Source organism: Micrococcus sp., assembly GCF_034179925.1.
Classification (GTDB): domain Bacteria; phylum Actinomycetota; class Actinomycetes; order Actinomycetales; family Micrococcaceae; genus Micrococcus.
The window spans coordinates 1-21,536 of the sequence record NZ_JAXFPG010000024.1 but is presented as its reverse complement, the minus strand read 5'-3'; the positions used below and the strand labels follow the sequence as shown (position 1 = coordinate 21,536).

Below are 21,536 nucleotides of genomic sequence, written 5' to 3'. Positions count from 1 at the left end.
CGGAATTCCTCGTGGATTCCGGCCCCTTTCGCCCCCGGAGCAGTAAGAGCGGGGCGCTGGGAGCGTGGAGGTGCTGGGAGGTGGTTCCCGGGCATGACGAAGGCCCCCAGCAGATGCTGGGGGCCTTCTCTCGTTGCGGGGGCAGGATTTGAACCTGCGACCTCCGGGTTATGAGCCCGGCGAGCTACCGAACTGCTCCACCCCGCGGCGACTCGGATAACACTACACACCCGTCGCCCGAAGTTCAAATCGTGGTCTCCGTGGCGTTGCCGCAGGGTCATCCAGCACGGGCGGTGCAGCCCTCCAGCCCGGAAGAGCACCTCCGCACGGAACAGCACCCCGCCCCGGAACAACGCCCTCACGACGACGGCGGCCCGGGACCTGCACGTGCGGGTCCCGGGCCGCCGTGGCCGGGTCATCGGGCGCAGAGGCCCGGCGCGTCAGCCCTGGGGCTGCGCCTCATCCTGCCCCTGGGCGGCGTCGCCCTGGGCCGGATCGGCCGGGGCCCCGCCCTGGAGCTCGTCGTCGGCCTCGGTGGCGCGCTGGAGCGCGTCCTCGAGCCGGCGCTGCTGCTCGCCGTAGGCGGCCCAGTCACCGTTCGCCAGCGCCTCCTGGCCGCGGTTGATCGCGTCCTGGGCGTCGATCAGGGCGGTGCGCAGGCGTTGCTGCGGGCCGGCGTCCTGGGCGCCGCCGGGCTGGGCGGGCGTCTCCACCTGCCCCTCCTGCGGGGTCTGCGCCCCGGAGTCCCCGCCGAACACCTGGTCCAGGGCCTCCTGCAGGGTGTCCGCGAAGCCGACCTGGTCCCCGAAGGACACCAGCACCTTGCGCAGGGTCGGGTACGTGGTGCCGCCCGAGGAGCGCACGTACACCGGCTGCACGTAGAGGATGCCCCCGGCCACCGGGAGGGTGATCATGTTGCCGTTGAGCACGTCCGAGGCACCCTGACGCAGCAGGTTCAGTTCCCGGGAGACCGTGTCGTTCGAGTCGAAGTTCGCCTGGGCCTGGCCGGGGCCGGGCACCGTGGTCTGGCGCGGCAGCTCGAGCAGGCGCAGCGTACCGTAGCCCTCCGCCTTCACGCCCGGCTCCCCCGTGCCGGCGTCGCCGTCGGCCGCGAGGAACCCGTAGAGCACATTGCGCTGCTGGGCGCCCTCGGTGATCTGCGGGATGTAGGTGGAGGTGAGGGAGAACGCCGGCTCGTCCTGACCCGGCATCTGCATGGTCATGTAGTACGGGGGCTGCTTCACGCTGCCGGGGCGGGTCGGATCCTCCGGCACGGACCAGGCGTCGTTGTTCTCGTAGAAGTCGCCGGCATCCGTCACGTGGTAGCGGCCCAGCAGCTCACGCTGCACCTTGAACATGTCCTCCGGGTAACGGACGTGGTCCATCAGATCCGCACTCATCTCGGAGTACGGGGTCAGGGACGTCGGGTACACCTTCTGCCAGGCCTGCAGCAGCGGGTCCTGGTCGTCCCACGCGTACAGGCGCACGCTGCCGTCATAGGCGTCCACGGTGGCCTTCACCGAGTTGCGGATGTAGTTCACCCGGCCGTTGATCACCTGGTCCGGGGTGCGGTTCAGGGCGTCCTGGGTGGCCTCCCCGAGCTGCTGCACCGTGGAGTACGGGAACTGGTCGGAGGTGGTGTAGGCGTCCACGATCCACTGCACGCGGCCGTCCACGATCGCCGGGTAGGCGCCCGAGTCCACCGTCAGGTACGGGGCGGCCCGGCGCACACGCTCGGCCGGCTCGCGGTCGTAGAGGATCTGGGACTGCTCGTTCACATCACTGGAGAGCACCAGCTCGGGAGAGCCGAACTTCACGGCGTACACGAGCCGGCGGAACAGCGAGCCCACGGAGGGGCCGCCGTCGCCCTGGAACGTGTAGGCGGTGTCCTCGGCGGAGTCCGCGGTCTGCGGACGGTCGCGCTCCACCGCTGGTGCCCCCTCGGGGGCACCCACCACGGAGTACTCCGGGGAGTTCTGGCCGAAGTAGATGCGCGGCTCGTAGTCGCCGTCGTTGGCCAACGGACCCCGCGTGGGGATCTCGGAGACCAGGAACTGCGGGCGGCCGCCGGCGGCCACCTCAGAGGCGTCCGCGGCCACCACACCGTAGCCGTGGGTGTAGATGGTGTGGCGGTTCACCCAGGACTGGGAGTCGTCCACGTTCACGTCGCGCACCGCCAGGATGGTGTCCCGGGTGGAGCCGTCCAGCTCGTAGCGGTCCACATGGAGGGTCTCCGGGAACCAGTAGTACGGGCGGAACTGCTGCAGCTGGCCGAAGGTCTGCGAGATGAGGTTCGGGTCCATCAGGCGGATGTTGGCCGTGTTCGCGGCCTCACCCTCCAGGGCCCCGGCCTGCGCCTCGGTGCTGCCCTCGTAGTTGGTGACCTGGACGTCGTCGAGCCCGTAGGCCTCCCGGGTCATCGCGATGTTCCGGGCGATGAACTCGGCCTCGAGGCTGCGCTCAGACGGACGCACCTGATACTGCTGCACCAGGTACGGGTAGGCGCTGCCGGCCACGAGCGAGGTGATCACCAGCACCGCAGCCCCCACCAGGGGAAGCCGCCAGCGGCCGGTGAACGCCGCCCACACGAACAGGCCCGCCACCAGCAGGGCGGTCACCGCGAGGATCGCGGAGGTCGGGATCACCGCGTTGACGTCCGTGTACAGCGCGCCGGCCCACGCGCCGGTCTGGGACTGCGCGGTGCGGTACCGGTTCAGCCAGAACGTGAGCGCCTGCAGCAGCAGGAACAGCGCGACCGTCACGGCCACATGCTTGCCGGCACCGCGGCCCACATGCGGGCGGCCGTCCTCACGCACAGCCACACCACCGTAGAGGTAGTGCACGGCCAGCCCGGCGATCCCCGACACCAGCACCACGGAGGTCAGGAACCCGAGCAGGAACCGCAGGAACGGCAGCGTGGCCAGGTAGAACATGATGTCCAGGCCGAACTGCGGGTCGGTCTGCCCGTAGGGCACCTGGTTCAGGAACAGCAGCACGGTCTGCCACGCGTTGGTGGCCGCCGCCCCGGCGAACAGGCCCAGGGCCAGCGGGATGCCCAGGAACAGCAGGCGCCGCAGGGACTCCAGCCGCTGCTGCATCTGCCCGAGGGAGTCACGCGCGCCCGGGGGCGCCACCCTCTCCCGGCGGCGCCAGGCGACGCGCAGGGAGAGCCACACGGACAGCCCCATCACGGTGCCGGCGACGACGAACAGCGCCGCCTGCGTCAGACGCGAGGTCCAGAACACCTCGGAGTAGCCGAGCTGGTCGAACCACAGCACGTCCGTGTAGATCCGGGAGAACAGCACGAACAGGCCCGCGAGGGCGGCGACGGCGATCACCGTCAGCAGCAGCGCGCCCGGGCGTCCGGGGCGGGCCCCGCCCGAGCCCCCAGAACCACCGGATCCGCCGGCACCACTGGATCTGCCGGCACCACCGGATCCACCGGCCCCGCCGGGTCGGCCGGGTCGGCCGGGTCGGCCGGGGCCACCCGGTCCGCGCCCGCCGTCGCCGGGGGCTCCCCCGAACGGGCCGAAGCGCATGCCGTCCCCGGGCGGTCCTCCGAAGGGATGTCCTCCTGATGAGTTGAAGCTCACGGTCTCTTCCGTCTCCTCGTGTCCGCCCCCGGTCGGGGGCGCGTGCAATGGTCTAGTGCGGCTCAGCCGCAGGTGGGCACGCCCTGGGGGCTCTCGTCCCGGCCGACGGCCTCCACCACGCCGCGGGCCGTGTGCAGGGTGTCCACCGCGTACACGGTGATGCCCTCGGGCACGCGACCGGCCAGTTCGGCGCAGTTCTCGGCCGGGGCCAGGAACACGCGGGCGCCGGCGTCGGCAGCCCCCTGCACCTTCTGGGCGATGCCCCCGATGGGCCCGACGTGCCCGTCCGCGTCCACCGTGCCGGTGCCGGCGATCCGCTCCCCACCGGTCATGGCACCGGGGGTGAGGCGCTCGATCACGGCGAGGGAGAACATCATCCCCGCCGAGGGTCCGCCCACGTCCGCGAGCGTGACCGTCACCTGCGTGGGCAGGTCGAAGTCCTGGCCGAGCAGCGCGCCCATCTGCCAGGCGCGCTCGGAGCCCTCGGGCGCGGCCGCCACGGGCACCTCCAGGGGGATCTGCCGGCCCTCACGACGCACCAGCAGGTGCACCGGGTCCGGCCCGGCGGCGTCGACGGCGGCCCGGACCGCCTCCACGTCGGTCGCCTCCCGGTCCCCGGCTCGGAGGATGACGTCGCCCTCGTGCAGCACCCCGGCCGAGGGGGCCTCGGGGGTCAGCGACCCGACAACCAGCCGGGAGGGCACCGGGCGGCCGAGCTCCCGCAGGGCCGCCGCAGCGGCCACCTTCTGTGAGTCGGTCATGGCCGCGGCATTGGAGGTGTCCACCTGGTCCGCGCTCATGCCGGTCGGGTAGACGAGCTCGCGCGGGACCGCGTCCCGGCTCGGGTCCAGCAGGGCACCGAACAGCTCCAGGGCGCTCGTGGTGGAGGTGGGCGGCCCGGAGACCAGCACGGTGGTCATGTCCAGGGTGCCTTCGCCCGGGTCCCTCACCCCGCCCTGCACCTCCAGCACGGGGCGGCCCTCGTGTTCGCCGAGCACGTCGATCGCAGGTCCGGGGCCCTCGAGGATGTACGGCACCGGCAGCACCAAGGCCAGGAGCGCGGCCGCCGCCGCCAGCGCACCGGCCGGGAACCGACGGCGTCCGCGGCGGGCAGGGTCGGCAGAGGCGGTGGGCACACTGTGGGCGGGGGTCCCAGGGCGCTCGGGGGGCACGCGGCACCGGCCTTCCTGCCGTCGTCCTGCGGCGGTCTCGGGTGAGGGGTGTCCTCGTCGCCGCCCGGTGGGGCCCTGGCGACGGTGCGCCCCAGTCTATCCGGGCCCGGCCGCGACGGGCCCCGGACGACGTCGTCCCGCGGCCTGGGCGGGCACCCCAGCGGTGCGCCGACGGCGAACCGGGCCCAGCAGGCCCCCACGCCCCAGACGCGAGCACGGGCCGGCCGATACGCTGAGGTGCATGACTGACGACCCGCGCACCCCCGGTTCCGACGACGGCCGCGACCCGCTCCAGGACATGCTCCGCCAGATGTTCGGCGGCCAGGCGCCCGACGCCGAGGAGATCCGCCGCGCCATGCAGGGCATGGGAGGGCCAGGCGGCATGCCGTTCGACCCGTCTGCGCTGGACCCGTCCGTGATGCAGCAGGCGATGGCGCAGTTCCAGGCCATGATGTCCCCCGGCCCCGATTCCGACGGCCCAGTGAACTGGTCCCTGGCCACGCAGGCCGCCCGCCAGGCTGTGGCCGGTGAGGACCCCTCAGTGGGCACCTTCGCCCGCCGCGAGGTGGACGACGCCCTACGCCTGGCCGAACTGTGGCTCGACGGCGTCACCGACACCGCCCCGGTGGGCGAGGTCGGAGCTGCCTGGTCGCGCGCCGAGTGGGTGGAGGCGACCGCGAAGACCTGGCGCCGCCTGACCGAGCCCGTGGCCGAGTCCCTCTCCGCGGCGATGTCCCGCGCCCTGGAGCAGCAGCTGCCCAGCCAGCTCCCCGAAGGCATGGACGCCGGGATGCTCGGCGGCCTCACCCCGATGCTCCGGAACATGGGCGGCACCATGTTCGGGCTGCAGCTGGGCGGGGCGGTGGGCACCCTGGGCAAGGAAGTACTCTCCGGCACGGACATCGGCCTGCCGATCGCCGGGCACCGGCCCGTGATGATCCCCGTGAACATCGAGGAGTTCGGGGACGGGCTCAACGTGCCCGACGACCAGCTCCGCCTCTACCTGGCCCTGCGGGAGGTCGCCCGGCTGCGCCTGTTCCTGCACTCCCCGTGGCTGGAGCGGGACCTGTTCGCCGCCGTCGAGCAGTACGCGGCGGGCCTGCGCCTGGACACCTCCTCGATCGAGCGCGCCGCCGAGTCCGTGGACCCCGCGGATCCGTCCTCCATGCAGGCGGTGTTCGAGGGTGCCTCCTTCATCGCGGAGCCGGACGCCACGCAGCGCGCTGCTCTGGACCAGCTCGAGCTGCTGATCGCGCTCGTCGAGGGGTGGGTGGACGTCGTCGTGGCGAAGGCCGCCGCACCGCTGGAGTCCGCGCAGGCCCTGCGCGAGACCATGAACCGCCGCCGCGCCTCCGGCGGCCCGGCCGAGGAGGCGTTCGCCGCCCTGGTGGGCCTGGAGCTGCGCCCGCGCCGTCTGCGCGAGGCCGCCGCGTTCTGGGAGCACATCACGGACGAGCACGGCGTGGAGTACCGGGAGGAGATCTGGAGCTCGCCCGAACGCCAGCCCACCGCCGAGGACCTCGACGACCCGGCCGGCTACGGCACCCGCCGCTCCGCGGCCGACGCCTCCACCGACGCCCTCGACGACGAGCTGCGCCGCCTCCTCGACGGCGGCTACGGGGAGGCTCCCAAGGAGGGCTGACTCACAACCCCGCCCCGTACCCGTCCGCGGGCAGATCGTCCGCGGGCAGGCCACCGGCCGCGCCGCCCTCTGGGGTGGGCGCGGCCGGCCCATTCCGGGCGAAGGTGACCCCGTCCAGGAACGCCATGGCCTCCCGGTAGCGCGGGTAGCGGTCCACGAGCGCCTGGAACGCCGGCCCGTGCCCGCTCTCGAGCAGATGCGCGAGCTCGTGGAGGAGCACCGCGCCCACCACCCACTCGGGCATCCCCCGCAGCTGCGTGGACAGCCGGATGGTGCCCCGCCCCGGCGTGCAGGAGCCCCACCGCTGACGCTGCCTCGCCGACCACGTGACCGACACCGGCCGTGCTGCCCCGCCCAGGTGCTGCACGGACAACCGCCGGGCCCACTCCTCCAGCTCCGGCAGGCCCCGGCCCGCGCCAGAATCTGCTCCGGGGCCTGAACCGGGATCTACTCCGGGGTCTGCTCTGGGGCCTGCGCCCCGCTGCGGATCCCCGGACGGGACGGGCCCGCGTGCCCGGGCTCCGAGTCGCTCCACCATCTGCGCCACCCAGCGCCGCTCCTCCGCCCGGGAGAGCCGGGCAGGCACATTGATCTGCAGGCGCCCCTGCCGCCAGGCGGCCGAGACCGTGCGGGTGCGGGCGCGCGAACGGACCAGACGGACGGGGACGCCGTCGACGACCAGGTCGGTGGCGGTGCGCGTCGGGCTCATGCGGCCATTCTGCCCGGCCAGGCTGTGGACAGCCCCGCGCCGCCGGGGCCCGGCGTGCCAGGCTGGGAGCGGTGCCGCACCGAGGGCACCGGCAGGCTCACGGACGCGCCGGGCGCGGGAGGGAGGCACCCCATGGGGGCGGAGCGGGACACGCGGGCGGAGGGCGCGCCCAGAACGGAGGCGGTGCCGGATCTGGAGCCGGGGGCGGCCGTGCAGGTGGTCGGCCTGGACCGCACCGGAATGGCGGTGGCGCTCGCCCTGGCCGACGCCGGCGCGGGGGTCCTGGGCCTCTGGGACCCACAGCCGGTGGACCACGAGGACCTCGGCACCGGCTTCACTGTGGCCGACCTCGGCCGGCCCCGTGCCGAGGCCGCCGAACGCCGCCTGGCCGACGCCGCCCCGCACGTGCGCACCTACGCCCACCGCGGCCCGCACCCCCTCCCCTTGGGCGCGTTCACCGTCGACGTCGGCCCACTCGGCGGCCCGGACCTGGCCGCCCGGGCCCTCGCGGCCGAGCACCCCGTGCTGGCCGTCCGCGCGGAGGCGGGAGCCGCCGTCGTGGGCCCGTGGACCCGCCCCGACTCCCCCGGCTGCCTGCTGTGCCTGGCGCCGGACCCCGGGCAGGACCCCGCGCCGGGGATGGCCGCGGTGTCCGCCGCACGGCCTGCGGCCCGGGCCGTCGACGCCCAGCGTGCGGCGGTGGCCGTGGCAGACCTCCTCACGGGCGCGTCCAATCTCCCACCCGGGCAGCGTCTCAGGCTCGGCCCCACCGGCGCCGCGCACCTGGACCGGGTGATCCCCCGCCCCGGGTGCGCATGCCGGGCCGCGGAGGACCTGGCCGAGGACATCCTGGACGGCGGGGACCTGGTCGGCGCGGCGATGCCCGGTACGGCTCTGCTCGGCGAGGGGGCCGGCGTCGCGACCGACGGGCTCAGGCCGGCGTCGGACCGTGGAGGAGTTCGATGACGTCCGACCCGTAGCGGTCCAGCTTCGTCTTGCCCACACCCTTGACGGTGATCAGCTCGGCGGGGGTGGTGGGCATCGTCTCGGCGATCACCTCGAGGGTGGCGTCCGTGAAGATCACGAACGGGGGCACCTTCTCCGCACGGGCGGTGGTGGTGCGCCAGTCCCGCAGGGTGGCCAGCACGGCCTCGTCGTAGGTGGCCGGGCAGTCCACGCAGCGGCCGACCTTGCGCTCCGCCCCCGTCTCCAGCACACGCCCGCAGGAGCGGCAGGTGGCCACACTCGCCCCCCGCCGCCGCGGCCGGGCAGCCGCCGCGGTGCGCGCCGGGGAGTGCTCCCGGGTCCCGCCGAGCGTCGGGTCCACGGCCCGCAGGAACCGGGAGGGGCGGCGGGAGGCCCGACCCCCGGCCCGGGCCAGCGGCCAGGTCATGGCCAGGTGCTGGCGGGCGCGGGTGATGCCCACGTAGAGCAGCCGGCGCTCCTCGTCCACCTCGGCGGGTGTGTCCGCGAAGGAGATCGGCATGAGCCCCTCCGAGAGGCCCACGAGGAACACGGCGTCCCACTCCAGGCCCTTGGCCGAGTGCAGGGAGGCCAGGGTCACGCCCTGCACGGTGGGGGCGTGCTGGTGCGCGGCGCGCTCGTCCAGTTCGGCCACGAACGCGGTGAGGGTGAAGTCCTCACGGGAGCGGGCGAGCTGCTCGGCGAGGTTCACCAGCGCCTGCAGGGACTCCCAGCGCTCCCGGGCCGCCCCCGTGGCCGAGGGCGGCTCGGTCGAGTGGCCCAGGGAGGAGAGCACATCGCGCACCCGCGGGGGAACCTCCTCCCCCGTGAGGTCCTGGGCAGCGCGGGCTGCGGCCCGCAGCTGGAGGATGCCCTCGCGCACCTCACGGCGGGAGAAGAACCGCTCACCACCGCGCAGCTGGTAGCCGATGCCGGCGGCGGACAGCGCCGTCTCGAAGGCCTCGGACTGGCCGTTCGTGCGGAACAGCACCGCAATCTCGGCCGGGGCGACCCCCTCGGCCACGAGCGCGGCGATGCGCTGGGCCACCCAGCCGGCCTCGGCCTCGTCGTCGGTGCACTCGGCCATCACGACCTCCGGGCCCGCCGGACGCTGGGAGACCAGGCGCAGCGGTTCCGGCCACGGCGGCAGGGTGCGGTCCCGCAGGCCCGCCTGGGTGCGTTCCGAGAGCAGGCGGTTGGCGGCCTCCACCACCTGGGGGCTGGACCGGTAGTCCCGCACCAGGCGGACCACGGTGGCCTGGGGGTGGCGGTCCCGGAAGCCGGTGAGGAACGCCGAGGTGGCGCCCGTGAACGAGTAGATCGTCTGCGAGGCGTCGCCCACCACGCAGAGGTCGTCCCGGTCCCCGAGCCAGAGGTCCAGGAGGCGGTGCTGCAGTGGGGAGACGTCCTGGTACTCGTCCACCACGAACACGCGGTACTGGTCCCGCACCGCGGCGGCGATGCGCGGCTCCGTGGAGAGGATGCCCACGAGGATCAGCAGGACGTCCTCGAAGTCGATCATGTTGCGGGAGGTCTTGGACTCCTCGTACCCGGTGTAGAGCCGGGCCACCGTGGTGGTGGTCCACCCGGCGGGCATCTCGCGTTCCCGGGCGGCCTCGGCGTAGCCCTCGGGGGCGTGGAGGGACACCTTGGCCCACTCGATCTCCCCGGCGAGGTCCCTCAGGGAGGCGCGGTCCACGGTCATCCGCATGCGCTGGGCGACCTCCGTGAGCAGGCGCACCTTGTTCTCGATCAGCGAGGGCATGGGACCGCCGACGGCCTGCGGCCAGAAGTACTGCAGCTGCCGCAGGGCGGCGGAGTGGAAGGTGCGGGCCTGCACGCCGTCCACCCCGAGGTCCCGCAGGCGGGTGCGCATCTCCGCGGCAGCCCGGGCCGTGAAGGTGAGCGCCAGGGTTCGGTGGGGGTCGAACACACCGCAGGCCACGCCGTAAGCGATGCGGTGGGTGATGGCACGGGTCTTGCCGGTGCCGGCACCGGCCAGGATGCACACGGGCCCGCGCAGGGCGGTGGCGGCCTGGCGCTGCTCCGCGTCCAGGCCGGCGAGGATCTCGTCGGGAGTGCTCATGGGTGGCGGACCTCCTGTGGACGAGATCGGCGGCATGCCGTCGCCGGGCGGGCGTGCGGCGGCGTCCCACGGTACCAACCCGGACGCCGCGGCCGCGCCCGGGACACGGTCCCCGCACAGCGCCCGGCCCGGCCGTAGGCTGGTGGGGTGAACCGCCAGCCCCTGCATCTCGCCGCCCTCGCCGCTGCGTCCGTGCCCGGACTCTGCCCCGCCACGGTGGAGCCGAGCCCGGACGACCCCGCGGAGTTCAGCACGGCGATCGTCGTGGACACCGCCGGCGAGCGCTGGCAGATCCGCTCCCCGCACACCCCGGAGGCCGGGATCCGCCTGGAGACCGAGCTGCAGGTGCTGGCTGCCTTCGACCCCCGCCTGCGTGCGGGCCTGCCGTTCCGGGTTCCCTCGGTGGCCGGGGCCGTGCGCTTGAACGGGCTGCGCACGTTCGTCTACCAGGACCTGCCGGGCTGTCCGGTGCCGCTGGAGTCCCTGGTGGCGCTGGGTGAGGCCGCTGTGCAGGATCTCGGGCGCATCCTCGCGGCCGTGCACGCGCTACCCGTGGACGTGGTGGAGCAGGCGGACCTGCCGGTGTACACGCCGCGGCAGATCCGGGACCGCCATCTGCACGAGATGGACCAGGCCGCCACCACCGGCCGGGTGCCCCCGGTACTGCTGCGCCGCTGGGAGGAGGCCCTCGAGGAGGACGCCCTCTGGGCGTTCGTGCCTGTGCCGGTGCACGGGGACCTCCACGAGGACAATCTGCTCGTGGAGCGCGGCCGTGTGGTGGGGGTCTCCGGCTGGACGGACCTGCACGTGGGGGATCCGGCCGCGGACTTCGCCTGGCTCGCCGCCGCGGAGGATCCCTCCTTCGCGGACCGGGTGCACCGGGCGTACCTGGACCGCCGGAGCGCGGATGGTACCGACGACGACGGCGACCCCCACCTCATGCGTCGAGCCTCGCTGCTGGCGGAGTTCGCCCTGGCCCGTTGGCTGCTGCGGGGCGTGGACCGGCAGGACCAGGACATGATCGCCGACGCCGTTGTGATGCTCAGCGAGCTGGCCGACGCCGTCCGGGAGGCCGAGGAGGAGGAGCGGGCCGCCGTCGTCGCTGAGGCTGAGGCTGAGGCTGAGGCTGAGAGGACGCTGACCGTGGTGCCGGAGGGCGAGGCCTCGCCTGGCGAGGCCGGCTCCGGGCAGGCCCCTGCGGAGGGGACCGGCCGGGCTGCCCGGGGCTCCACCGCCCTCTGACGGCCCCGCCGGACGGGTCAGCTCCGCCCGACGGCCTCGGCAAGAATCTGCTCAAGTTCCTCCTCCCCCGGCAGGTCCGTGAAGGTGCGCTCCTGCCCGCGGGCCACGTAGACGAACGAGGCACTGATCCGTTCCAGGGGGATTCCGTGCAGGCGGGACCAGGCGAGCCGGTACACAGCCAGCTGCAGGGCCTTGCGCTCGAGTTCCCTGCCCCGCGGGACCGCACCGGTCTTCCAGTCCACGAGCTCCCAGTGCGCTTCCGGGTCGAAGGGCACCTCGGCCCGGCCGCCCTCCCGGTAGACCGCGTCGATCCGGCCGCGCAGGGTGATCCCGGCGACGGTGGTCTCCACGGCGGTCTCCACGGACACCGGGAGCCGGTCCGCCCAGCGGGAGCCGAGGAACCACTCCTGCAGGGGCGCGAGGTCCAGGGCGTCCTCCACCCAGGCGTCGGCGGCGTCGGTGGGGTCGTCGATGTCCAGCATGCCGGTGGACCCGAAGCGCTCCTCGAGCCAGGCATGGAACGCGGTGCCGCGGCGGGCCGCGTGCGCCGGCGGGGTGGGCAGGGGCCTGCGCAGCTGCTCGGCCACCGCCTGGGGGTCTGCGGCGAGTTCACCGTAGAGGGACACCGAGAGGTGCTCGGGTAGGGAGACGTCCGGCCCGGAGCCTTCGATCTGCCGGCGCCGCAGCAGCACCCACTCCACCTCGCGGGCGAGCTGGCCCTCCTCGGCGAGGGCCTCCGGAGCCGCCGCCTTCATCTGCCGCGCGGCGGACTCCACCCGCGCCCTGCGCGGCCGTGAGCGCGGCGGCAGCGCCTGCCAGGCGGTCTCGTCCTCCGGGTCCTCGGGGTCGGCGATCCAGGCCTGGGGGCCCTCCAGCGGGTCGAACGGCCACCAGGCGACGAGCGTGCGCTCGCCGGCGGGGTTCTGCTCGGGTTGCGTCTGGGGGTCGGGGACCGCCCCGATCACGATCCCGGGCACGGTCTCGGCGAGAGCCTCGACCTCTTCGAGGAATGGCGAGGGCTCCGAGGGGCGGCGGCGCGTGCCCTTCCACCGGGACGTGCTCAGCCACAGCCGGCTGCGGGCGCGGGTGAAGGCCACATAGGCCAGGCGCCGCTCCTCACGGCCGGCGTGGTCCTCCACGGCCAGGCGGTAGGGCTCCGGGGCGCTCTCCTTTGCGGCGGCGCTGGAGTAGGCGGAGCCGGCGGACTGCACCCAGTCGCGGCGGTCCTGGGCCCAGGAGCCGTCCCACTGGGGAAGGGAGGCGGCGTCCCCGCGCAGCGGCCAGGGCAGGGCCCCGGTGCCGCCGGTGGTCCAGCGGTCGGCGCGGTCCGAGGGGAAGGTGCCCTGCTGCAGGCCGGGCACGGCCACCACATCCCACTCCAGCCCCTTGGAGGCGTGGGCGGTGAGCACCTGCACCACGCCGGGCACCGGGTCGGCCGGGGTGATGCCGAGGCCGTCCTCGTGCTCGGCCACGGAGGCGGTCCAGGCGAGGAACGCAGAGAGGTCCCCGGCCGCGCCGGAGCCCACGGCGAACCCACGGGCAGCGTCCTGGAAGGCGTCCAGGTGGCGGCGGGCGGAGGCCGCGGAGGGGCCGGGCCGCAGGGCGAGCTCGACGTCCAGGCCGATCTCCCGTGCCACCTCGGCGATCAGGTCGGCCGGGGCGAGCCCGGCGCGCGCGGACAGGTGCCTGAGCTGGCGGTGGGCCCGGCGCAGACGGGCCAGCCCCTCGGCGGAGAAGCCCCGACCGTTCGCCCCAGTCCAGGCCACGCCCTCGCCAGGCAGGGAGTCCAGGGCCTCGAGCAGGGCGGGGGCGTCGGCGTCCTCATCCGCGCTCACGACGACGTCCCCGGTGCTGGTCTCCTCGGCTCCGGCGGCGGTGGCGCGCCGTCGCATCCGGCTGACGAACCGGGCGCGTTCGTGCAGCACCTCGAGGTCGGCGGGGCCGATCCGGAACCGGGGGCCGGTGAGCAGCCGGATCAGCTGGTCGTTGCGCCCGGGGTCAGAGAGCAGGTGTAGCACGGCGAGCACTTCCGTGATCTCGGGCAGATCCAGCAGTCCGGAGAGGCCAAGCACCTCGTAGGGCACGCCGGCGGCGTCGAGCGCGTCGATCACGGGCCCGAACTGGGTGCGGGCCCGGCACAGCACTGCCCGGGTGAGCGGCTGGCCGTCCGGGCCTGGCGGCAGGGTGCGCAGCCGCTCCACAAGGTCCTCAGCCTCCTCCTGAGCTGTCTCGTAGCGGTCCACGCGCACCTCACCGGCCTCGGCCCCGGGGCGGGGCTGCAGCGGCCGCAGGTCCACGGCGGCCCCGCGGGCGCTGACGTGCGCGTTCAGGGGCTGGACCACCTGGTTGGCGACGGCGAGGATCGCCTCGTCGTTGCGCCAGGCCGTGGTCAGGTGGGAGACGTCTGCGGGGGCCCGGCGCACGGAGCCGTCGGGGCCGGCGGCGGCGCGGGGGAAGAGTGTGGGGAAGTCGAAGAGCTGCCCAGCGGATGCCCCTCGGAACCCGTAGATGGACTGGTGCGGGTCCCCCACGGCGGTGACGCAGTGCCCCAGGCCGGGGGCGTCTGGTGCGGGCCCGGTGGGGCCGAACAGTCCGGCGAAGATCCGCATCTGGGCGTGGGAGGTGTCCTGGAACTCGTCCAGCAGGACCACGGGGAAGCGTTCGCGCTCCTCACGGCCGGCCGCGGGGATCTGCCCGGCCACGTCGGCGGCGTGGCGGAGCAGGTCGCCGAAGTCCATGACCTCCCGCTCCCGCTTGAGCTCGGTGTAGCGCTCCACAAGGTCGGCCATGAGGATGCGGTCCTCGAGGCCGGTGAAGAACTCACGGATCTCCGCGCTGGGCTGCTTCATCCTGGCGGGGAGCTCGAGGGCCTCCCCCACGGCGATCTGCTCGCGCAGGAAGGCACGGACCCGCCCGGGCTCCACGAGGTGCTCGGCGAGGTCCCCGGCCAGGTGCAGCGCCTGGGCCACCAGGGTGGCCCGGCTGACGCCGAGCCGATCGGCCACCACGGGGTGGGCGTCGGCCACCTGCGCCATGAACCGGTGGGCCTCGGCGTCGCCGATCAGCTCTGCCTCGGGTTCGACGCCCACCCGCAGGCCGTGGTCCCTCACGAGGGCACCGGCGTAGGAGTGGTAGGTGGACACGGAGGCCCGGCCGAGGTCCTCGGGCTCGCCCTCGAAGCCGGGGATGGGCAGGCCGGAGCGCAGCAGGGCGTCGACCTTCGCGTTGATGCGGTGGGCGAGCTCGCCGGCGGCCTTGCGGGTGAAGGTCACACCGAGCACCTGGTCGGGGCGGACGAACCCGTTGGCCACGAGCCAGACCACGCGGTCGGACATCGTGGCGGTCTTCCCGGAGCCGGCCCCGGCCACCACCAGCCGCGGGCTCAGTGGCGCCTTGATGACGTCGGACTGCTCCGGGGTGGGCGGCGGGGCGCCGAGGCGGGCGGCGATGTCCTCGGGCGAGTGCACGGCGCGGCGGACGTCCGCCCCGGCGGGGGCGGGGGGCTCGGCCGGCACGGGCATCAGGGCGCTCAGCGGTTCCACTCGGTGGCCTGCCTTCCTTCGGAGCAGAGGGGGCACACGGAGGGCAGTGCGCACCGCCCCCCGGGGGCATGGATCGTGAGGTAGCGGGGCCCGACGGTCCGCCGGGCCGCAGTGAACACCTGTTCGCGGGCCCAGCGGTCCTCGTCGGTGAGGGCGGCCTGCTCCTGGACTTTGGTGCGCTGGGTGCCTGCGCCGAGTTGCACGAGCGCGGCACCGGCGGGCGCGGCCGGGTCCGCCAGGGCGGTGAGGGCCTCACGCAGTACCGGGTCCGTCTCCGGGTCCTCGAGCAGCCCGGTGAGTCCTCCGGCGCGCACGGCCACCTGGTAGGCGGCCAGCTGGGGCAGCCGGGGAAGCTCGTCCGAGCCGGGGGTGCGCCGGCCGGTCTTGAGGTCCACCACATAGGGGTGGCCGACGGCGTCGACCTCGAGGCGGTCGATGACGCCGTTGACCACCACATGCAGCCCCTCCCAGGTGAGGTCGGCCCGCAGGGGGACCTCCTGGGCCAGGGGGCGGCGGCCGGCTTCACGCATCACCGACCAGTACCCGATGTAGGCCTCCACGAGCCGGCGGGCCCGGGCGTGCTCGAGGTCAGTGCCCCACCCTTCGGGCAGGCCGAGCTCGGGCAGGCGCCGTTCCAGTTCGGCACGCACGGCGCCGGGCTCGCCGTCGGGGTGGTGCTCGGCCACGGAGTGTACGAGCGTGCCCACTGACTGGGCCAGGGAGGCGCCGCCTTGGGCGCCGACGTGCTGCAGCAGCCAGTCGAGGGGGTTGGTCAGGGCCGTCTCCGCCCGGGAGGGCGACAGGCGCACGGCGGTGGTGGTCGGGTCCGTCAGCGGGGCCTGTGTGGACAGTGGCGCCAGGCCCCACCAGTGGGCCGGGTCCGCAGCGTCCACGCCGTCGGCTGCGAGCGCGGCGAGTCCGGCGGCGGCGGCCGGGTCCTCGACGCCCACGATGGCCTCGGGCAGGTCCGGGGCCTCGAGCCGACGCCGCAGCCCGGCCACGAGGGCGGCGGCCGTCAGGGGCGGGGGCACGGGGGTGAGGGGCCGCAGGCGGCGGGGGTCCTCGGGGGGCTGGATGAGGTCGAGGAAGTCCGAGGGTGCGTCATCTTCACTGCGCACGGCGGTGGCCACCACATGGGTGCGGGCGCGGGAGATGGCGGCGGCGAGCATGCGCAGCTCGTCCTGCCGCACCTCCTGCAGGCGGGTGCGCCGGTCCACGGGCCAGGGCGCTCCGGGTGGGGCGGTGAGCAGGTCCGCCAGGTCCGGGGCGCCGAGCAGTCGGCCACGCAGCTGGGTGTTGGGCCAGGCGCCCTCCTGGAGGCCGACGAGCAGGACGGCGTGCCATCCGCGCCCTGCGGCGACGGCGGAGGCGGGGGTGCGCACGTGGACGGCGTCACCGGTCTCGGCCCTGCGGGCGAGGGAGTCCATGGGCAGGTCCTGGGACTCCATGTAGCGGGCGAACTCGGCCGGAGAGGCACCGGGGAACTGTTCGGCGTGGCGTTCGGCAATCCGGAACAGGGCGACGACGGCGTCCAGGTCCGCGTCGGCACGGCGAGCCTCGCGGCGGCCGGCGGCGTCCGTGACGGGAGCCAGGGCGAGGTCCCGCCACCGCTCGGCGCGTCCGGAGGCGGACCACAACGCCCACAGGACGGTCTCCGCAGTGGCTCCGGGGGTGCGGGCGGCCTCCAGGCCAGCTGCGTGCATCCAGGACAGGCGGCGCAGGGCCCGGTGCCGATCGGCTTCCACCCCGGCGAGGGCGGGGTCGGCGAGGGCGGCCACGATCAGCTCGTCCGAGGGGCGCCGGCCGCCGCGGGTGCGCTCGGCGGCAAGGAGGTCCTGGCGCAGGCGTCGCACGTGCAGAGCGGTGGCGGGCCCGTAGCGGCCGCGGAGTAGCGCGACGACCTCGTCCGCGTCCAGGCGGACGGTGACGGCGCCCTCGGGATGCTGCTCGGCCTCCTCAGCGACGGCGCGCAGCAGTGTCAGCAGTGGGGCGACGGCGGGCTCGTCCTTGAGCACGGAGCCGGCGGCGTCCTGCAGCACGGGCACGCCCTCAGCTTCGAGATGGCGGGCCAGGGCGGCAACGCGTGCGCCGGAGCGGGCCACCACGAGGATCTCGTCCAGGGGCACGGCGTCCTCGTGGTGGATCCGCAGCACGCGTTCGAGGACGAGCTGGTCCTCATGGGAGCGGGAGGGCACCACGTGCGCCTCTACACGGCCGCCTTCGGCGGCGGGGACGGCCTCGGCGCGAGTCCGCTCCACCCCGAGGGTGCGCTGGCGCACGCGCCGGGCCACGCGCAGCCAGCCCTCCTGCACTGCCTGCCCCATGCGGTGGCCTTGGGTGAGCACGTGGATGCGCTCCTGCGGGGCCGCCAGACCGGGGGGCGGGGACGGGACGTCGAGGGCGGCCGGGTACCGGGAGATCAGGTCCGGCCGGGCACCACGGAAGCCTTCCACGGTGGAGTCGGGGCAGGCGGTGAGCAGCACGTCCGTGCCCGTGCCGAGCACGGCGAGGAGATCGTGCACGGCGGGGGTGGCCTCGTGGAGGTCCTCCACCACCAGCACCTGCAGACGGGCGCGCTCGCCGGCGGCGAAGGCACGGGCGGCGGCGTCCCGCTCCGGGTCCTCGGGGTGACGCTCGGTGAGCACGCGGACCGCAGCGGCGATGAGCCCGGCCGGGTCGAAGGCCTCGGCATCCCCGAGGTCCATGCGGTCCCGGTAGTCCTGCACCAGCTCGGCGGCGGCCGTCCACTCGGGCCGCCCGTAGCGGCGGCCCAGGGCCTGCAGGTCCCCCGGTTCGAGGCCGAACTCGCTCATGCGGTCCACGAGCTCGCGCACCTCCCGGCGGAAGCCGCGGGCGCCGACGGCGGCGGCGACCTCCTCCGGCCAGGCCGGCGACGGGGCGAGCCCGTCCGCATAGGCCTCCAGCAGCTCGGTGATCACGGTGTCCTGCTCCGCGCCGGAGAGCAGGCGCGGCGGGTCTGTCAGATGGCCCAGTGGCCCGTCCACGCGGGCCCGGCGGAGCACGTCGAAGGCGTAGGAGGCCCACGTCCGCACGGGGGTCACCGCGCGGGTGCCCCGTCCGGCCGCGGCCAGGCGGGCGGTGAGGTCGTCCCGGAGCCGGGCCGCGGCCTCACGGGTGGGGGCGAGCATGAGCAGCGCCTCCGGGTCCATGCCGGAGCTCAGGCGCCGGGCCGCATACTCCACGGCAACCGTGCTGCGCCCAGCCCCCGGGGTGCCCAGTACGAGCACCGCCCCGTGGCCCGGGGCGAGCGAGGCCACGGCCTCCTGCTCGGCCGTCAGCTCGGGCCAGTCCGCCGAGCGCCCGGTGCCCCGCACCAGGCGCGCGTGACCGGCCGCGGGGAGAGCTTCCTCCTCCGCGTCCGCTCCGGCCACGAGGGCGGCCAGGTCCTCCCCCGCCCCGGCCTGCGTTCTGGTCTGCGCTGTGCTCATGGCGCCATCCTCCCATCGGGGCGGACACGTTAACGGACCCGGCCCCCTGCCCAGGCCAGGCGCCGGGTCAGGGCCGCGAGCGCCGTCGTCATCCTTAGGGTGTCCACCGGCACCGCTACCGTTGGGGGCATGAGCTGGCACCAGCAGATCCGGGCGGGGTTCGACCTCGAGACCACCGGCAAGGACCCGAAGCAGGCACTGATCGTCACGGCCTCCCTCGTGGTGGTCGACGCCTCCGGGCGGCCCTCTGCCTCGGCGGAGTGGCTCGTGGACCCGGGGGTGCCCATCCCCGAGGAGGCCGCCGCCGTGCACGGGGTGAGCACCGAGCGTGCGCAGGCTGAGGGTATGGAGGCCGGGCGTGCGATCTCCGAGATCACCGAGACCCTGCGGGACCTCTTCTCCGCCGGGATCCCCGTGATCGCGTTCAACGGGGTCTACGACTTCACGGTGATGGACCGCGAGGCCCGGCGCCACGGGCTGACCCCGTTGACGCCGAGCCCCGTGATCGACCCGTTCGTGCTGGACAAGCAGATGGACCGCTTCCGCAGGGGCAAGCGCACGCTCTCCGCGGTGTCCGAGCACTACGGGGTGAGCCTCGAGAATGCCCACACCTCCGCCGCGGACGCGCTCGCGGCGGTGCAGGTGGCGGACGCCCTGGCCGCCAAGTACGAGCAGCTGCGCGGGGACGCCGAGCAGCTGCACGCCGCCCAGGTGCGGTGGAAGGCCGAGCAGGCCGAGAGCTTCGAGCAGTACCTGCGCAAGAAGGACCCGCAGGCCAGCCTCTCCCGCGCCTGGCCGGTCGAGCCCCCGCGGTGAGGCGACCGGCTCAGGCCGGGCGGGCGGCTGCGGCGGCCTGTGCCGCAGCCGGCAGGGCCTCAAGCACCCGGGTGACGGCGGCGTCGTCGTGGGCGGCGGAGACGAACCAGGCTTCGAACACCGAGGGCGGCAGGTACACGCCCTGCTCCAGCATGGACTGGAAGAACGGGGCGTAGCGGAAGGTCTCCTGGCCCTGGGCGTCAGCGTAGTCGTGCACGCCACGCTCGGAGGTGCCGAACGCCACGGAGAACAGGGTGCCGGCGCGCTGGATGGAGTGGTCGACGCCGGCCGCAGCCAGGGCCGCGGTGAGCCCCTCGCGCACGGCGTCGGAGGCGCGCTGCACCGCGGCGTACACGGACTCGTCCGCGTTCCCCAGGGTGGCGATGCCGGCGGCCATGGCCACCGGGTTCCCGGAGAGGGTGCCGGCCTGGTACACGGGGCCCAGCGGAGCCAGGTGGTTCATGATCTCCTCGGAGCCGGCCAGGGCGGCTGCGGGCATGCCGCCGCCGATCACCTTGCCGAAGCACCAGATGTCCGGGGTCCAGCCCTCGGGCTGACCGGCCAGGCCCCAGCCGCCCGTGGCGGTGGCGCGGAAGCCGGTGAGGACCTCGTCCCAGATCAGCAGCGCGCCGTGCTGGCGGGTGATCTCCCGCAGGAACGCGTTGTAGCCCTCCTGCGGCTCCACCACGCCCATGTTGCAGGGCACGGCCTCGGTGATGACGGCGGCGATCTGCTCACCCTTCTCCGCGAAGACGGCCTCGAGGGCGGCGCGGCTGTTATAGTCCACCACGATCGTCTCGGAAGCCGCGGCCTCGGTGACGCCGGCCGAGCCGGGCAGGGCCTGCGTGGCCACCCCGGAGCCGGCCGCGGCGAGCAGGCCGTCCGAGTGGCCGTGGTAGCAGCCGGCGAACTTCACGATCAGGTTCCGGCCGGTCACCCCGCGTGCCAGACGCAGGGCGGTCATGGTGGCCTCGGTGCCGGTGGAGACGAAGCGCACACGCTCCACGGGCACGCGGGAGGCGATCAGGCGCGCCAGCTCGGTCTCCCCCTCCACGGAGGTGCCGAAGGACAGGCCGCGGTCCACGGCGGCGTGCACGGCCTCGACCACGCGGGGGTCGTTGTGGCCGAGCAGCATGGGGCCCCACGAGCACACGAGGTCCACGTACTCGGCGCCCTCGACGTCGGTCAGGTACGCCCCGCGGGCGGAGGCCATGAACCGGGGCGTGCCGCCCACGGAGCCGAACGCGCGCACGGGCGAGTCCACGCCCCCGGGGATGACCTGCTGGGCGGCCGCGAAGGCGGCGGCGTTGGTCGTCGTCATCAGAGCGAGTCCTCCTTGATCCAGCGGGCGAGTTCGGCCGCCCAGTAGGTGAGCACGGTGCCGGCACCGGCGCGCCGGATGGAGAGCACGGACTCGATGATCGCGGCCTTCCGGTCGATCCAGCCGTTCGCGGCGGCGGCCTCGATCATCGCGTACTCCCCGGAGATCTGGTACGCGGAGACGGGCACGTCGGCCATCTCGGCGACGTCGCGCACGATGTCCAGGTAGCTCATGGCCGGCTTGACCATCACCATGTCCGCACCCTCCTCAAGGTCCAGGGCGACCTCGCGCAGGGCCTCAGTGCGGTTCGCGGCGTCCATCTGGTACGTCTTGCGGTCGCCCTGCAGGGCGGAGTCGACGGCGTCGCGGAAGGGGCCGTAGAACGCGGAGGAGTACTTCGCGGCGTAGGCGAGGATCGCCGTGTCGGTGTGGCCGGCGGCCTCGAGGGCCTCGCGGATCACGCGGATCTGCCCGTCCATCATGCCGGAGGGGCCGAGCACGTCCGCGCCGGCCTCGGCCTGCGCGACACCCATCTGCGCGTAGATCTCCAGGGTGGCGTCGTTGTCCACGGCACCGTCCGGGCGGAGCACGCCGCAGTGGCCGTGATCGGTGAACTCGTCCAGGCAGAGGTCGCTCATCACGACGAGCGCGTCCCCCACCTCCGCCTTCACGTCCCGCACGGCCTTGTTGAGCACGCCCTCGGGGTCCAGGGAGGCGGAGCCGGTGGCGTCGCGCTCGGCGGGCACGCCGAACAGCATGATGCCGCCCAGGCCCAGCTCGGCGGCCTCGGCCGCGGCCGCCTTGAGGGTGTCCGAGGTGTGTTGCACGACGCCGGGCATGGACGCGATCGGCGCGGGCTCGGTCATGCCCTCCTTGATGAAGGCCGGGAGGATGAGCTGACTGGGGTGCAGGCGGGTCTCGGCGACGAGCCGGCGCATCGCCGCGGACTGGCGCAACCGACGGGGGCGGTTCAGGGGGAAGGACATGGCCTCGAGTCTAGG

12 protein-coding genes and 1 tRNA gene are annotated in these 21,536 nt (G+C 74.4%); 4 read left to right on the top strand and 9 right to left on the bottom strand.

From position 1 onward, the window contains the following. Positions 1-133: 133 nt before the first annotated feature. The 3 genes from SPI96_RS04605 to SPI96_RS04595 form a co-directional block, all read right to left on the bottom strand. Positions 134-207 (bottom strand) — tRNA-Met (locus SPI96_RS04605). A 233-nt stretch (positions 208-440) separates the two neighbouring features. Continuing rightward, positions 441-3,539: a UPF0182 family protein gene (locus tag SPI96_RS04600; protein ID WP_414601905.1), complete on the bottom strand. Its 3,099-nt coding sequence runs from the start codon at positions 3,537-3,539 to the stop codon at positions 441-443. Between the two features lie 116 nt (positions 3,540-3,655). After that, entirely contained in the window at positions 3,656-4,729 is a 1,074-nt protein-coding gene (locus SPI96_RS04595) for a PDZ domain-containing protein (RefSeq protein ID WP_321081195.1), read from the bottom strand. A gap of 277 nt (positions 4,730-5,006) precedes the next feature. On the opposite strand from SPI96_RS04595, the gene SPI96_RS04590 reads away from it, so the two are divergent. After that, positions 5,007-6,407: a zinc-dependent metalloprotease gene (locus tag SPI96_RS04590; RefSeq protein WP_321081194.1), complete on the top strand. Its 1,401-nt coding sequence runs from the start codon at positions 5,007-5,009 to the stop codon at positions 6,405-6,407. A 1-nt stretch (position 6,408) separates the two neighbouring features. On the opposite strand, the gene SPI96_RS04585 is transcribed toward SPI96_RS04590, so the two are convergent. Continuing rightward, positions 6,409-7,116 carry a M48 family metallopeptidase gene (locus SPI96_RS04585; protein ID WP_321081193.1) on the bottom strand — a complete coding sequence of 236 codons (708 nt, stop codon included), beginning with the start codon at positions 7,114-7,116 and terminating at the stop codon, positions 6,409-6,411. A gap of 183 nt (positions 7,117-7,299) precedes the next feature. Here SPI96_RS04585 and SPI96_RS04580 point away from each other — a divergent pair, with 183 nt between their 5' ends. Beyond that, positions 7,300-8,082: a ThiF family adenylyltransferase gene (locus tag SPI96_RS04580; RefSeq protein ID WP_321081192.1), complete on the top strand. Its 783-nt coding sequence runs from the start codon at positions 7,300-7,302 to the stop codon at positions 8,080-8,082. Here the strand turns inward: SPI96_RS04580 and SPI96_RS04575 are convergent. Further along, positions 8,048-10,165 carry an ATP-dependent DNA helicase UvrD2 gene (locus SPI96_RS04575; protein ID WP_321081191.1) on the bottom strand — a complete coding sequence of 706 codons (2,118 nt, stop codon included), beginning with the start codon at positions 10,163-10,165 and terminating at the stop codon, positions 8,048-8,050. The two genes, SPI96_RS04580 and SPI96_RS04575, sit on opposite strands and share 35 nt — an antisense overlap. A gap of 147 nt (positions 10,166-10,312) precedes the next feature. On the opposite strand from SPI96_RS04575, the gene SPI96_RS04570 reads away from it, so the two are divergent. Next, positions 10,313-11,407 (top strand): phosphotransferase, encoded by a 1,095-nt coding sequence (locus tag SPI96_RS04570; RefSeq protein WP_321081190.1) that lies wholly within the window; start codon positions 10,313-10,315, stop codon positions 11,405-11,407. A 17-nt stretch (positions 11,408-11,424) separates the two neighbouring features. Here the strand turns inward: SPI96_RS04570 and SPI96_RS04565 are convergent, their stop codons facing one another. Both SPI96_RS04565 and SPI96_RS04560 read right to left on the bottom strand, forming a co-directional pair. Next, complete coding sequence (locus SPI96_RS04565; protein WP_321081189.1) at positions 11,425-14,949, bottom strand: ATP-dependent DNA helicase; 3,525 nt, start codon at positions 14,947-14,949, stop codon at positions 11,425-11,427. Further along, a complete protein-coding gene (locus tag SPI96_RS04560) occupies positions 14,937-18,398 on the bottom strand; it encodes a PD-(D/E)XK nuclease family protein (RefSeq protein ID WP_321081188.1) in 3,462 nt (1,153 codons plus the stop codon). Before SPI96_RS04560 ends, SPI96_RS04565 begins: the two co-directional genes overlap by 13 nt. Before the next feature lie 129 nt (positions 18,399-18,527). On the opposite strand from SPI96_RS04560, the gene SPI96_RS04555 reads away from it, so the two are divergent. After that, on the top strand, positions 18,528-19,214 hold the full coding sequence (locus tag SPI96_RS04555; RefSeq protein WP_321081187.1) for a 3'-5' exonuclease: 687 nt from the start codon (positions 18,528-18,530) through the stop codon (positions 19,212-19,214). A 10-nt stretch (positions 19,215-19,224) separates the two neighbouring features. Here the strand turns inward: SPI96_RS04555 and hemL are convergent, their stop codons facing one another. Both hemL and hemB read right to left on the bottom strand, forming a co-directional pair. Beyond that, positions 19,225-20,535, bottom strand: a complete 1,311-nt coding sequence (gene hemL, locus SPI96_RS04550; protein WP_321081186.1) for a glutamate-1-semialdehyde 2,1-aminomutase — start codon at positions 20,533-20,535, stop codon at positions 19,225-19,227. Continuing rightward, entirely contained in the window at positions 20,535-21,521 is a 987-nt protein-coding gene (hemB, locus tag SPI96_RS04545) for a porphobilinogen synthase (protein ID WP_321081185.1), read from the bottom strand. The genes hemL and hemB overlap by 1 nt, the downstream gene beginning before the upstream one ends. Positions 21,522-21,536: the final 15 nt, after the last annotated feature.